Origin of the sequence: Streptomyces sp. NBC_01232 (assembly GCF_035989885.1) — a bacterium.
Lineage (GTDB): Bacteria > Actinomycetota > Actinomycetes > Streptomycetales > Streptomycetaceae > Streptomyces.
On the sequence record NZ_CP108518.1, the window covers coordinates 6,485,441 to 6,498,960 of the forward strand.

Below are 13,520 nucleotides of genomic sequence, written 5' to 3' on the forward strand. Positions count from 1 at the left end.
CATCAGATCCCTCGGCGCTTCCAGGACCGCCACCACAGCCACTCGCGCCCCCGGTCGGCCACGGCCGACAGCACGAGCGGCTGGAGGTAGGGCATGGTGCGCGCCCCGATGCGCCGCCGCCTGAGCAGCGCCCGGTACTCGGCCAGCGAGGTGTAGTCCTCGGGCAGGCACTCCGCGGCGAACTCCACGAGCTCGTCGACCGGCACCACCGCGGTGCGGCCCCGGTCGTACGCCCGGTAGGCGCGCCGCAGTGCGTACCGGGCGAGCCGGGTGCGCGCCGACAGTGCCAGCCGGTCGGAGCCCGGCAGCAGCCCGGAGCACTTGTCCAGCACCGAGTCGAAGGCGACGAGGCGCTGGCGCAGGTCGTCGAGCTGCCCGCCGAAGTCCGTGGTGGACATGTTGTTGCCGTGGACCCGGTAGAAGGCCTGGTCGGCCCCCTGGACGTAGCCCACGTCGGCGTGCGCCGCGAGCCGCATCCACATCTCGATGTCACCGGCGTGCGGCAGCTGGGGGTCGTAGCCGCCGACCTTGCGCTGGAGGCTGGTGCGGACGACCACCTCGGGTGAGGTGATGCACCCGGTGCCCTCCCGGAACCGCCGGTCCAGCCACCACCGTCCGGGGTAGACGACCGATCCGGTGCTGCGGGTACGGGCCGCGGGCAGCGGCCCGCCGTGCCGGAAGCGCAGCGGCCTGCCGTAGCAGAACCCCGCCTCCGGATGGGCGTCGAGCAGGGCCGCCGCCCGCACCAGGGCCCCGGGGACCAGCCGGTCGTCCGCCGACAGCAGGGCGACGTAGTCCCCGTCGGCCCACTCCAGCAGGCCCTCGTTGTAGGTGGCGATGTGGCCCTTGTTGCTCTCGTGGACCCGTACCTCGATCCGCGGGTCGGAGGCCGCCAGTGCGCGGGCGACCTCCGCGGAGTCGTCGGGCGAGGCGTCGTCGATGATCAGTACCCGGACGTCCACGCCCTCCTGCTCGTCCAGCACGCTCTTGACGCAGTCCGCCAGGAAGTGGCCGTACTTGTAGCAGGGGATCACCACGCTGACGGTGCTCACTGCCCGCTCACCTCCGTGGACGGCCCGGCCTGCGCCGCGACCGGGGCGGTGGTGGTGAAGACCGGGCCGACCCAGTAGTTCACCGAGCCGAAGGTGTTCGAGGGGAAGACCGTGGCCGCCCCGTACTTGTAGAGCCCGTTGGCGCTGCCGGCCGCGTCGGCCGGGGCCACCAGCGGGTAGGAGCGGTGGGCACCGGTGAAGTAGCCGCCGTCCACCGAGTAGTTGCCGTTCGGCGCGTGGTAGGAGGCCACGTACGTGGTGCCCGCCGTGATGGGTACCGGCGTGGCGAACTGCAGCTGCTGCCAGCCGGTCAGGGTCTCGCTGCCGAAGGTGCCGGTCGCCAGCAGGGTGCCGGAGGCGGACCACAGGCTGCCGGTGTGCGTGCCGGTGTTGCCGGGGCCCTTGTAGAAGGTGACACCGGTGATGTAGCCGTTCACCGCGGACTGGAAACGGGTGCCCAGTTCCACGGAGTTGGCGTCGTCGCCCACATTGGCGGTGCTCGGCGTCGCCGCGCCGTTCCACAACGTGCACGGGCAGTTCACCGTCGGCGGGCTGGCGCTCGTGGTGAAGTTCCACGTGACCGGCGCGCCCATCGCGTTGCCCCACAGGTCGGCGGCCTGGACCGACGCCGTGTAGGTGGAGTTCAGGGCCAGTTCGGAGGACGGGGTGAAGGTCGCGCTGTTCGACGCGCCCAGCACCTTGGTGCCCGGTACGGCCGCGCCGCCGGAGTCCTTCACCGAGAACACCAGGGTGTCCGCGTCGATCGCGTTGCTGAAGGTGGCCGTCACGGCCGCGGTGATCTGGGTGCCGGTGGCCGCGGACTGAGGCGAGGTGGCGGTCACGGTGGGCGGGGCCGTGCTCGCGGTGGAGGTGTCCAGGACCGCGTCCACCCAGTAGTTGCTGCCGGACGAGGCGGTGGACGGGAACCCGCCCGTGCCGCTGTAGCGGTAGACGCCGTTGCCGCCGTCCGTGCCGCTCTTCAGCGCGGTGAGCGGGGCGAGGCCCGCGCTGCCCGCGGCGAAGGTGGTGTCGAAGGAGTAGCCGCCGTGCGGGGCGAAGTAGGAGGCGACGTAGGTGGTGTTCGCCTTGACCGGGACCGGGGTGGCGAAGTTCAGCTGCTGCCAGCCGGAGGCCGTCTCGTTGGTGAAGGTGCCGGTGGCCAGGCGCTGGCCGGTGCTGCTCCACAGGCTGCCGGTGTGGGTGCCGGTGTTCGCGGGGGACTTGTAGAAGCGGACACCGGTGATCGAACCGGCCACCGAGGACCGGATCTTCACGCCGAGCTCGACGGCGCTGCCGTCACCGGCGTTGACGGTGCCCGGTACGGCCGCGGCGGGCCACACCGTGCAGGGGCATTGCTGGGGTCCCACCGTCAGCGGCACCGTGGTGGTGGCGCCGATGTTGACGCTGTCGTCGACCGCGCGCACCTTGATCTGCGCGGAGCCCTGCACGGTCGGGGTCCACGTGTAGCTCCAGGACGCCAGGCCCGTGGTCGCCTTCCAGGTCGTCCCTCCGTCGGTGGACACCTCCACCCGGGCGACCACGCCGCCGCCGGTGTCGGTGGCCGTGCCCGTGACGGTCACCGGCCGCAGCGCCGGTACGGTCGCGTTCGCCGCGGGGCTGGTCACCGTGATGCCCGGGCCCACGGTGTCCGTGGAGGCGGTGGAGGCGACCAGGTTGCTCTGCAGCGACCTGGGCTGGACACCCATGTCGGCGAACACGTTCACCGTGGCCTGCTGCATCCGCTTGTCCTCGGTGACCACCGCGTCGTCCGGATTGCCGGTGGGCATGTTGGTCAGGCCCCAGGACCACTGCACCGTTCCCGCGCCGAAGACCAGCGCGTGCGAGGTCTGGTCGCGGAAGGCGACCAGGCTGTGCGTCGCGGTGCCGTTCCCGTACGTGTTGCCGTAGTCCTTCAGGAGCTTGCCGTCCTCGATGTCCACGGTGGTGGAGGACATCTGGATCTGCCCGGCGGGCCGGCTGGCGTTCTCCACGTCGCTGTCCCACTCGTAGCCGAGCGTGCCGGCGGGGAACGTGGCCGTCTGGGACGGGGTGAGGCTCGCCACCGTGGTGTTGCGCCACAGCCGCTGCTTGGCGAAGGTGCCGGGCACGGTGATCGCGTCGCTGCGGTACCCGTTGACGCTGAACATCGAACCGGTCAGCTGGTTCTGCGGCTGGAAGGGCCGCCCGTTGGTGGCGCCGGCCGGGTCCATGAAGGTGCCCGTCCAGATCCCGCTCGGGTCGGGGATGCCGTTCGGCTGCGGGAAGGACAGCTTGGTCTCCTTGTACGAGACCAGCGTCCGGTTGGCGGTGTTCGCGCCGTCGATGCTCGGGGCGAGACGGGTCTTCCAGAAGATCTCGTTGCCCGCGAAGTACGTCTGGTGCTGCCCCGCCCGGCGCGCGTTCAGGGCGTTGGTGAACTGGTCCTGGGTCCAGTACTCGTCGTGCCCGGAGGACATGAAGACCTTGTGGTTGGGCATCAGGGTCGCGCCGCGCACCGACATGTCGATTCCGGACATGTAGCTCACGTCGTAGCCGTTGCGCTCCAGCCAGGCGACCATCTGGAACTCGGAACCGTAGATCCCGTTGTCCCCGCCGATGTCCATGGGCCGGTTGTAGCTGACCTCGTACGCCCGCCCGTCCGGGGCGGGGCCGCCGCCGTCGTACAGGTCCTGGCCGCCGTAGTTGTTGTACGCCTGCCAGGTCTGGTCGCTGGTCTGCACGACGATGTCGGAGTGGCTGGAGTCGTTGCGGACGACGAACGGGTAGGGCATCACGCCGTTGCCGTCCGCCTGGTCGAAGTTGACGACGTAGAGCCCGGACACGGCGTCGGCCGGCACGGCCCACGTCGCGGTGACGGGCCAGTTCCCGCAGTCGACCAGACCGGTGGCGGCCTTCTTGGCGCAGGCCGCCGGGTTGCCGCCCGGCGCGAAGTTCGCCGGGTACGTCTGGGCCGCCTGGGCCGCGGTCGACATCAGGCGGGCACCGGTGCCGCCGTAGTGGCCGAGGCGGTAGACCGAGACCTTGTACGCCGTCGACGACTGGATCTTGAACTGCAGGGTTTCGCCGGCCTGGACGCTCGTCTGGGCCGGGAAGCCCTTGATGTCGCCGTAGGCGCTGGGTGCGAACCAGTCCTCCATCGGCGTGCCGGGCTTGGAGTTCTCGCACACGATGGCGTTCGTGGTGGGACCGCAGGGATCGGCCGCACCGGCCACCGCCGCCGGCGGCATGACCGTGGCCATCAAGGCCGCGACCACGGTGAAGAGACCGTAACGGAGCAACCTTGTCCGTCTGTTCATCTGGACCTCATTGTTTGCGTGAGCGCGAGGGGTCAGCGCAGGGCGTCGCGGAGCGTGTCCACGACCCGCTGCTGCTGGGCAGCGGTGATCTGCGGGAAGAGGGGGAGCGAGAGCATCCGGTCCGCCGCCTGCTCGGCGTGCGGGAAGTCGCCGTGGCCGTGGCCGAGATGGCCGAAGGCCGGGGTGAGGTGCACCGGGGCCGGGTAGTGCACACCCGCGCCGATGCCCTCGGCGTTGAGTTTGCCGACGACGGCGTCGCGGTCCGCCCCGGCCACCCGGACGACGTACAGGTGCCACACGTGGACGTTGCCCTCCGCCGTGACCGGCAGGGTGACCCGTCCGGAGCCGGCGAGGTCGCCCAGCAGCTCGTCGTAGCGGGCGGCGGCGGCCCTGCGGGCCGCGTTCCCGTCGGCCAGCCGGGCCAGCTTCGCCCGCAGGACCACGGCCTGCAGGCCGTCCAGCCGGCTGTTGAACCCGGCCACGTCGTGGCGGTACTTGGCCACGCCGCCGTGGTTGGCCAGCGCCCGGACCAGGTCCGCGCGCTCCTCGTCGTCGGTCACCACCGCGCCCGCGTCGCCGTACGCCCCCAGGTTCTTGCCCGGGTAGAAGCTGGTCGCGGCGATGCCTCCGCTGCCGGCGGAGCGGCCGTCGCGGGTCGCGCCCTGGCTCTGCGCGGCATCCTCGACGATCCTCACGTGGGCCGGCAGTCCCGCGACGAGCGCCGCGGTGTCGGCGCACTGCCCGTAGAGGTGGACGGGGACCACCGCGCGGGTGGCCTTGCCGACGGCCTCCAGGGCCGCCCGCGGGTCCATCAGCAGGGTGTCGGGGAGGCAGTCGACCAGCACCGGCCGGGCCCCGATCCGGGCGACGGCGCCCGCCGTGGCGATGAAGGTGTTCGCGGGCAGCACCACCTCGTCGCCCACGCCCACCCCGCTCGCCCGCAGGGCGAGTTCCAGGGCGTCGGTGCCGTTGGCGACACCCACGCAGTGCCCGACCCCGGCGAATTCGGCGTACTCGCGCTCGAACGCGCGGACCTCCACACCGCCGATGAAAGCGGTGTCGGCGAGCACACGGTCGAAGCCCGCCCGTAATTCCTCGGCGACCTCGGCGTGCGCCGCCTTCAGGTCGACCAGCGGTATCTGGTTCATGCGAATGTGCTCCCCATCCGTGTCTCCGGCCAACGGCCGGCCGTCTCCTCGCCATCGGCCCGCAGCTCGTCGAGCGCCGGACCGCCCGCCTCGCGCAGCCGGCGGGCGGGGCTTCCGGCCCACACCTCACCCGGCGGCACATCGGCCAGGACCGTGCTTCCCATCCCGGTCAGCGACCAGGCGCCGACCGTGGTGCCCTCGCGCACCAGCGCGCCCGCGCCCACGTACGCCCCGCGCCCCAGCCGGACCCCGCCGCCGAGGCGGACCCCCGAGGCGAGCGTGGCGAAGTCCCCGACCCGGTCGTCGTGGGTGAGCACCACGTGCGGCATCACCGCCACGTGGGACCCGAGGCGCACGGCGGCCGTCAGCACGCTGTGCGCGAGCAGGACCGAACCCGCGCCGAGCAGCGAGGACCCCGACACCACCGCCGTGGGGTGGACCACCGTCGCGTAACGGCTCCCGGGCAGCCCCAGGCGCCGCACCAGGCGGGCCCGTACGGCGTAGTCGCGCGGACTGCCCGCGCAGACCACCACCCGGGCGGCCGGCAGTTCGTGCACGAGGTGGCTGCCGCCCAGCACCGGCACCCCGTCGACCTCCCGGCCGTGCAGGGCCGGATCGTCGTCGAGGTGCCCGGCGAGCCGCCACTGCGGGGCCCGGCCGTACGCCGCCGCCGCGGCGGCGGCGTCCCGTACGGCCTGGGCGGTCTCGCGGGCGAACCCGCCAGCGCCGACGATCAGCAGGTCCTCGGTCCGCCGCTGCGGGCCGCTCATCCGCCCGCCTGTTCGCGCAGCACCGCCACCACCCGGTCCTGCTGCTCCCGCGTCATCGTGTGGAACAGCGGCAGGATCAGGGAGTCGCGGCTGATCCGCTCGGTGACCGGCAGCGGCGCCGCGCCGTGGTCCGCGTACGCCGGCTCCAGGTGCGAGGCCATGATGCCGCGCCGGGCCGAGATCCCGGCCTCCGACAGCACCGCGAGCAGCTCGTCCCGGCCGACCGGGAAGTCCTCGGCGAGCAGCACCCAGTACGACTGGAAGTTGCCCTGGCCGTGTCCGGGGTCCCGGACCGGGCGCACGCCCGCAACCGCGCCCAGCAGCTCCGCGTACCGGGCGGCGAGCGAGCGCCGCCGGGCCACGATCTCGTCCAGCCTGCCGAGCTGCACCAGACCCACCGCGGCCTGGATGTCGGTCATCCGGTAGTTGTAGCCGACCTCCAGATAGCTCTCTGCGATCGGCTTGCTGCTCGCGTGCCGCTGCGCGGCGGACACGTTCATGCCGTGCTCGCGCAGCCGGCGCAGCCGTTCGGCCCACTGCGCGTCGTCGGTGGTCAGCATGCCGCCCTCGCCGGTGGTGATCACCTTGCGGGGGTGGAAGGACCAGGCGGCGAGCAGGGCGCCGTGGCCCACCGACTTGCCGCCCACCGTCGCGCCGATGCCGCAGGCGGCGTCCTCCACCAGGGGCACGTCCCAGTCGGCGCACGCCGCGCGCAGTGCGTGCACGTCCGCGGGCACCCCGCCCTGGTGGACGGCGAGCACCGCCCTCGTCCGGGGTGTGCGGACCGCGTCCACGGTGGCCGGGGTGAGGTTGCCGGTGGCCTCCTCGACGTCGGCGAACACCGGGTGCGCACCCACGTAGCGCACCGCGTTGGCGGTCGCGATGAACGACAGGGAGGGGACGATCACCTCGTCGCCCGGACCGAGCTCCAGCGCGATCAGGGCCAGGTGCAGGGCGGTGGTGCACGAGCTCACCGCGATGCCGTGCTCGGCGCCCACGCGCTCGGCGAAGGCCCGTTCGAACTCGGCGACGCGGGGGCCCTGGGCCACCCAGCCGGAGAGCACCGCGTCGGCCGCGGCCTTGGCCTCCTCCTCGCCGAGCCAGGGCACCATCACCGGGATCCGGGCGGCGGAGGCGTCCGGAGCGGCGTCCGGGGCGCTCATCGGGCCGCCCCGGCTGCCCCGTCGGCGGCGTTCGCGGTGGCGTTGGCGGTGGCGTTGGCGGTGGCGTTCGCGGTGGCCGCGTCGGCGGCCCGCTCGGCCCGCCACCAGTCGACCAGGTCCCGCAGCCCGCTGCGCAGGTCGATCCCGGCGGTGAAGCCGAGGCGTTCCGCGGCCTGCGAGGTGTCCGCGAGCCGGCGGGTGACGCCGTTCACGGCCCGCGCGGGTCCGTGCTCGGGCACCAGCCCGTCCGCGCCCATCGCCTCCAGCAGCCCGAGCGCCAGGTCGAGCAGGCTGGTCTCGGTCCCGCTCGCGACGTTGAAGACCTCATCGGTCAGATCGGACTCCGCGGCCAGCAGATTGGCCCGCGCGATGTCCCGGACGTGGACGAAGTCCATGGTCTGGGTGCCGTCGCCGAGGATCAGCGGCGGCTCGCCCGCGGCGATCCGCTCCATCCAGCGGATCAGCACCTCGGTGTAGAGCCCGTGGATGTCCATCCGGGGGCCGTACACGTTGAAGTAGCGCAGGGCCACGTAGTCCAGCCCGTACATGGAGTGGAAGCTGCGCAGCACGCCCTCGTTGAAGGCCTTCGCCGCACCGTAGAAGGTGTCGTTGTTGTACGCGTGGTGGCGCTCGGTGGTCGGGAACTGCTCGGCCAGGCCGTAGACCGAGGCGGAGGACGAGGCGATCACCTTGCCCACCCCGGCGGCCGCGGCCGCCTCCAGCACGTTGAAGGTGCCGTCGACCATGACCTCGTTCGCCAGCCGCGGTTCCTCCGCGCACTGGGTGATCCGGATGGCGGCGAGGTGGAACACCAGCTCCGCGCCCTCCGTCGCCTTGCGCACCGCGGCCACGTCGCGGATGTCGCCCTCGACGACCTCCACCACGCCGCTCGGCAGGGCGCGGGCCAGGTTGGCCGTCCGACCCCGCACGAAGTTGTCGAGCACCACGACCTCGCGTGCCCCGTTGTCCACCAGCAGGTCCACCAGGTGCGAGCCGATCGTGCCCGCCCCTCCGGTGACCAGAATCCTCTTGCCTCGTACGCTGCTCAACGCCCTGCCCCCACTGAATTCGGTCGTGGTCTTGCGTGTGATCGGACTGCGGTCGGTCAACGCCCGGTGCGCAGTCCGACGACCGCTCCGCGGAACTCCAGGCTCCGGGAGGCGGCTTCCAGGATGTCCAGCACCTTCAGTCCCGCCCGGCCGTCGGTCAGCGGCGGCCGCCCCGTCCTGATGGACGCGGCGAACTCCTCGACCATGCTGCGCAGGGCCTCCTTCTCACCGATCGCGGGCGCCACCATGTCGCCGGTCCGGTAGGAGACGAGCATGTCCCGGCGCTCGTCCGCGCCGATCTCCTGCGGGGTGCTCAGGTCCACTCCGCGGTCGAACACCGCGACCCGCTGCGTGGGGTTGAGGTCGTCCCACACCAGGGTGCGCTTGGAGCCGCCGACCATGGTGGTGCGCACCTTGGTCGGGGAGAGCCAGTTGACGTGCACGTGCGCGATGGCGCCGGTGTTCAGCTGGAGCGTCAGATAGGCCACGCAGGACTGGCCGGCCCCGATCGGATCGGCTCCGTGGGCTGCGACGGCGACCGGCCGGACGTGGTCCGGGAGAATGAAGTCCAGGACGGACAGGTCGTGGGGGGCGAGGTCCCACAGGACGTCGATGTCCTTCTGGACGAGCCCCAGGTTGATCCGTACCGAGTCCACGTAGTGGATGTCGCCGAGTTCGCCGGAGCGGACCATCTCCCGGATCCGGCCCACCGCCGGGGTGTAGCAGTACGTGTGGTCGCACATCAGGGTGAGACCGCGTTCCTCGGCCTCGTTCACCAGCCGCAGCCCGTCCTCGTACGTGGCCGCGAGGGGCTTCTCCACGAGGACGTGCTTCCCGGCGCGCAGGGCGGCCAGAGCGACGTCCAGGTGCGTACCGGCCGGAGTGGCCACCGCGACCGCGTCGACGTCCGGGTCGGCGAGGACCGCCTCGTAGTCGTCGGTCGCCTGGACCGTGGAGTAGGCGCCGAGCACCTGCCGGGCGCGGTCGACGTTCAGGTCGCAGAGCCACCGCAGCCGGAACTGCTCGCTGGACTGGAAGTTGCGGACGAGATTGGGGCCCCAGTAGCCCGCACCGACCACGGCGACGCCTAAGGGGCCCGCGGACCCCCGGCCGTTGCCGCCGGCGCTCTGCTCCGCGTCCTTCGCGGTGTCCTTCACAGCGTTCCCCTTCCTTCCGCGCACGCCGGACGGCGTGTCGCCAACTCATGGCCGGGACGCGTGTGATGGAGGGAAGTGCCGTCGACGGCAGCCCGGACGCCTGCGCGTCGCGTGCGTGACCTGCTCAACGGTGATGGCCCCCCACAACCGATGCTCTCTGCGATTCGCGTGCTTTCGCCCCCCGGCCCGGCAGCCTGTTCCCCACAAGCAGCCGAACCCGTACCCCTTGCCGCTCCGGGCCGTCCCGGCCCGTTCCGGATTCCGGCGTCGCCGAAGCGTGCCGAATCCGGTCGGCGCCGCTCAATCTAGTCCACCGGGCCTACCCCCGGGCAGAGTTGGCGGAATCGCGTGGAGCGGGTGTTCGAGCATGCATACTGCCCGGGTGACCAGCATCGTGATACCGGCCCACAACGAAGGCCGGGTCATCGGCCGGCTCCTCGACGCACTCCTGGCCGACACCTCGGCGGCCGGACCCGACATCGTCGTGGTGTGTAACGGCTGTACGGACGACACCGCCCGCGTGGCGGGTGCGCGCGGCGACCGCGTACGCGTGGTGGAGATCCCGACTCCCTCGAAACATCTGGCACTTCGGGCCGGCGACGAGCACGCCCGGGGCTTTCCCCGGCTCTACGTGGACGCGGACGTGGTCGTCGGGGCCGCCGACGTACGGGCCCTCGTGAGCACCCTCGACCGGAGCCCGGCCCTCCTCGCCGCGGCCCCGGGCCGGGACATCCCGCTGGCCGGCTGCGCGTGGCCGGTCCGGGCCTACTACCGGGTGTGGCAGAAGCTGCCCGCCGTCCGGGAGGGCCTGTTCGGCCGGGGGGTCATCGCCGTGTCCGAGGCCGGGCACGCGCGGATCGCCGCACTGCCCCCGCTGATGGCCGACGACCTGGCCGCGTCCCTCGCCTTCGGGCCGGGCGAGCGGCGCGTGGTCGAGGAGGCCCGGGTCGTCGTCCATCCGCCGCGCACCTGGTCCGACCTGATCAGGCGCCGGGTCCGCGCCGCGACCTCCTCCGCCGAGTTCGAGCGCTTCCAGGCGGCGGAACGGGCCGGTTCGCACGCGGGGGAGCGGGTGCCGGAGCGGGTGCCGGAGCAGGCGCCGGAGCAGGCGCCGGAGCGGGCGGTCGCGCCGTCCGCGCGCACCGGCACGGCCGATCTGCGCGCCCTGCTGCGGGCCCAGCCGGCGCTGCTGCCCGGGGTGGTGGTGTTCGTGGTGGCCGCGCTCGCCGCCCGCCGGGGGTCCCGGAAGGCGATCCGCGACCAGGACTTCTCCACCTGGCTCCGGGACGAGAGCAGCAGGCAGGGCTGAACCCGAGACGGGCGGCCGAATCCCGCTGTACGCACCACAGTTGGCCCGTACACCCATTAGGGTTCCACTCGCACGTTCGAGTGAACTCAGTCCGTCGGCACCGGGAGCTCCAGAGCATGTACCTCGCGGACCGCTCCGCGCCCGCGGGCGCGAAGCCCGCACCGGACGACCGGGGACCCGCCCGGGCTCCCGCGGTCGCCTCCACCGTCCTCGCCCTGGGCACGGTCAGCATGATCACCGACATCTCCTCCGAGATGGTCACCGCCGTCCTGCCCCTGTACCTGATCGCCGGGCTGGGCCTCAGTCCCCTCGGCTTCGGGGCGCTCGACGGCGTCTACAACGGGGTGAGCGCCCTGGTGCAGCTGACCGGCGGCCACCTGGCCGACCGGGTCCGCAACCACAAGCTGATCGCCGGCATCGGCTACGGCCTGTCGGCGCTGTGCAAACCGCTGCTGCTGTTCGCCCACAGCCTGGGCCCGATCAGCGTGATCCTCACCCTGGAACGCACCGGCAAGGGGCTGCGCACCGCACCGCGCGACGCGCTGATCTCCCTGTCCACACCACCCGAGTTACAGGGGCGGGCCTTCGGCGTGCACCGGGCCATGGACACCACCGGCGCGCTGCTCGGCCCGCTCGCCGCGTTCCTCATCCTGAGCGTCGCGGTCGACGGCTACGACGCCGTTTTCGGCGTCAGCGCCTGCGTCGCCGTGCTCGGCGTCGTGGTGCTCATGCTCTTCGTCCCGTCCGGCGGCGCAGACCCGCAGCCCCGGCCGTCCCGGCAGCCCCGGCCGCCGGGGCCCCGGCCGTCCGGCGACGCCACAGCCACTGCCACCGCCACCGACACCCCCATCGTTGCCGCCGGCGCGGACCGCCCGGCCCCCGTCCGCCTGCGCGACGCACTGGGCCTGCTGCGGCTGCCCCGCCTGCGCAACCTGGCGATCTGCGCCGTCCTGCTGGGCCTGACCACCGTCAGCGACGCCTTCGTCTACCTCCTCCTGCAACGCCGCACCGGCATCGGCGACCAGTGGTTCCCGCTCCTGCCGCTGGGCACCGCCGCCGTGTTCCTGCTGCTCGCCGTGCCCGCCGGGGCCCTCGCCGACCGGATCGGCCGGCGCACGGTGTTCCTCACCGGGCACGCCCTCCTGCTGGCCGGCTACGCGCTGCTGCTGTGGGCCCCCGCCTGGCCGGCGCTGCCCTACCTCGTCCTCGCGCTGCACGGCATGTTCTACGCCGCCACCGACGGGGTGCTGCCCGCCGCCGTCGCCGCCACCGTTCCCGGGGAGCTGCGCGCCACCGGCCTCGCCCTCGTCGGCACCGGCCAGGCCCTGGCCCGCTTCGGCTGCTCGCTGGCCTTCGGCGGGGCGTGGACGCTGTGGGGCACCGGCCCGGCCCTGGCCGCCGCCGCGGCGGGCCTGCTCTGCTGCGCGGCCGTCGCCGGCTTCGTCCTGCGTCCGGCGGCCGCGCCGGACGCCGCCCACCCCGAACCGACCCGAACCCGAAGCGCGTGAGGCCCTCCAGATGACGCTGTCCAAGTCACGCCGCCTGCTCGTCCTCGCGGTGGCGGTACTGCTGCTCGGGGGCCTCGCGGCCGCCCTGGTGCTGCGCGCCGCCTCACGCGACGACACCCCCTCCGCGGACGGCCCGTCGATCGCCGCCGGGGCCGTCACGCTCACCCGGCCCGGCACCCTGACCTTCCTCAACGGCGTGCAGGGCCCGCACCGCGGCGCCCTCGCCTCGGTCCCGGCCGACGCGCCCGACTCCGGGCGGACCGCCTCCGAGCTCAACTGCCAGCGCTTCTACGCCGCCGCGGGCACCGGCGTGTGCCTGCGCTCCACGCCGGGGGCGCTCGCCCAGGACAACAAGGCGCTGATCGTCGACGCCGAACTGCGCACCCTGCGCAGCTTCCCCCTCGCGGGCACCCCCAGCCGGGCCCGGGTCTCGCCCAGCGGCCGGTTCGCCGCCTGGACCGTCTTCGTCTCCGGCGAGTCCTACGGCGCCGCCTTCTTCTCCACCCGTACCGCGATCGCGGACACCCGCACCGGGAAGCTGGAGGCGAACCTGGAGGAGTTCGCCATCTCCATGGACGGCCGGGAGTACCGCGCGCAGGACGTGAACTTCTGGGGGGTCACCTTCTCCAAGGACGACGACACCTTCTACGCCACCCTCTCCACCGCCGGCGAGACCCACCTGGTCAAGGGCTCGATCTCGGGGCGCAGCGTCACCACCCTCGCCAGGAACGTCGAATGCCCGTCGCTGTCCCCGGACGAGACGCGCATCGCGTACAAGAAGCGGGTCCGGGCCGGAGCCTCGCTCTGGCGCGAGCACGTGATGGACCTCGGGACGCTCCAGGAGCACACGCTCGCGGAGAAGCGCAGCGTGGACGACCAGGCCGCCTGGCTCGACGACCGTACGCTCGCCTACGCCCTGCCCACCGACGGCGCCGCCGACAGCACGGACCTGTGGACCGTCCCCGCCGACGGCAGCGGCGCCCCGCAGCTGCTGGCCCCGGGGGCCTCCTCCCCGGCCCGCCTGGGCTGACGCACCGCAGGCGGACCGGGGAGACGGGCCTCCTGGAG

The 13,520-nt window shown here is 73.0% G+C and carries 10 protein-coding genes; 3 read left to right on the forward strand and 7 right to left on the reverse strand.

Going from position 1 to position 13,520, the window contains the following annotated elements; all coding sequences use genetic code 11:
- Positions 1-2 precede the first annotated feature (2 nt).
- The 7 genes from OG444_RS29925 to OG444_RS29955 are packed head-to-tail and all read right to left on the reverse strand — an operon-like array spanning position 3 to position 9,635.
- Positions 3-1,052 carry a glycosyltransferase family 2 protein gene (locus OG444_RS29925; RefSeq protein ID WP_327265107.1) on the reverse strand — a complete coding sequence of 350 codons (1,050 nt, stop codon included), beginning with the start codon at positions 1,050-1,052 and terminating at the stop codon, positions 3-5.
- Positions 1,049-4,348: a DUF4082 domain-containing protein gene (locus OG444_RS29930; RefSeq protein WP_327265108.1), complete on the reverse strand. Its 3,300-nt coding sequence runs from the start codon at positions 4,346-4,348 to the stop codon at positions 1,049-1,051. The genes OG444_RS29925 and OG444_RS29930 overlap by 4 nt, the downstream gene beginning before the upstream one ends.
- A 32-nt stretch (positions 4,349-4,380) precedes the next feature.
- Positions 4,381-5,496 (reverse strand): DegT/DnrJ/EryC1/StrS family aminotransferase, encoded by a 1,116-nt coding sequence (locus tag OG444_RS29935; protein WP_327265109.1) that lies wholly within the window; start codon positions 5,494-5,496, stop codon positions 4,381-4,383.
- A complete protein-coding gene (locus OG444_RS29940; protein ID WP_327265110.1) occupies positions 5,493-6,266 on the reverse strand; it encodes a NeuD/PglB/VioB family sugar acetyltransferase in 774 nt (257 codons plus the stop codon). The genes OG444_RS29935 and OG444_RS29940 overlap by 4 nt, the downstream gene beginning before the upstream one ends.
- Positions 6,263-7,429 carry a DegT/DnrJ/EryC1/StrS family aminotransferase gene (locus tag OG444_RS29945; RefSeq protein ID WP_327265111.1) on the reverse strand — a complete coding sequence of 389 codons (1,167 nt, stop codon included), beginning with the start codon at positions 7,427-7,429 and terminating at the stop codon, positions 6,263-6,265. Before OG444_RS29945 ends, OG444_RS29940 begins: the two co-directional genes overlap by 4 nt.
- On the reverse strand, positions 7,426-8,478 hold the full coding sequence (locus OG444_RS29950; RefSeq protein WP_327265112.1) for an NAD-dependent epimerase/dehydratase family protein: 1,053 nt from the start codon (positions 8,476-8,478) through the stop codon (positions 7,426-7,428). The genes OG444_RS29945 and OG444_RS29950 overlap by 4 nt, the downstream gene beginning before the upstream one ends.
- 56 nt (positions 8,479-8,534) lie before the next feature.
- The gene (locus tag OG444_RS29955) at positions 8,535-9,635 is read right to left on the reverse strand and encodes a Gfo/Idh/MocA family protein (RefSeq protein WP_327265113.1); all 1,101 of its coding nucleotides are present in this window, start codon (positions 9,633-9,635) and stop codon (positions 8,535-8,537) included.
- Positions 9,636-10,017: 382 nt separating this feature from the next.
- On the opposite strand from OG444_RS29955, the gene OG444_RS29960 reads away from it, so the two are divergent.
- The 3 genes from OG444_RS29960 to OG444_RS29970 all read left to right on the forward strand — a co-directional run bounded on the left by OG444_RS29960 (position 10,018) and on the right by OG444_RS29970 (position 13,482).
- On the forward strand, positions 10,018-10,944 hold the full coding sequence (locus tag OG444_RS29960; RefSeq protein ID WP_327265114.1) for a glycosyltransferase: 927 nt from the start codon (positions 10,018-10,020) through the stop codon (positions 10,942-10,944).
- Between the two features lie 116 nt (positions 10,945-11,060).
- A complete protein-coding gene (locus OG444_RS29965) occupies positions 11,061-12,452 on the forward strand; it encodes an MFS transporter (protein ID WP_327265115.1) in 1,392 nt (463 codons plus the stop codon).
- Between the two features lie 10 nt (positions 12,453-12,462).
- A complete protein-coding gene (locus OG444_RS29970; protein ID WP_327265116.1) occupies positions 12,463-13,482 on the forward strand; it encodes a TolB family protein in 1,020 nt (339 codons plus the stop codon).
- Positions 13,483-13,520: the final 38 nt, after the last annotated feature.

Excerpts from the sequence above, each read along its gene's own strand:
- OG444_RS29945 (WP_327265111.1), bottom strand. The coding sequence starts at position 7,429 with ATGAGCGCCCCGGACGCCGCTCCGGACGCCTCCGCCGCCCGGATCCCG.
- OG444_RS29970 (WP_327265116.1), top strand. The coding sequence starts at position 12,463 with ATGACGCTGTCCAAGTCACGCCGCCTGCTCGTCCTCGCGGTGGCGGTA.
- OG444_RS29935 (WP_327265109.1), bottom strand. The coding sequence starts at position 5,496 with ATGAACCAGATACCGCTGGTCGACCTGAAGGCGGCGCACGCCGAGGTC.
- OG444_RS29965 (WP_327265115.1), top strand. The coding sequence starts at position 11,061 with ATGTACCTCGCGGACCGCTCCGCGCCCGCGGGCGCGAAGCCCGCACCG.
- OG444_RS29930 (WP_327265108.1), bottom strand. The coding sequence starts at position 4,348 with ATGAACAGACGGACAAGGTTGCTCCGTTACGGTCTCTTCACCGTGGTC.
- OG444_RS29940 (WP_327265110.1), bottom strand. The coding sequence starts at position 6,266 with ATGAGCGGCCCGCAGCGGCGGACCGAGGACCTGCTGATCGTCGGCGCT.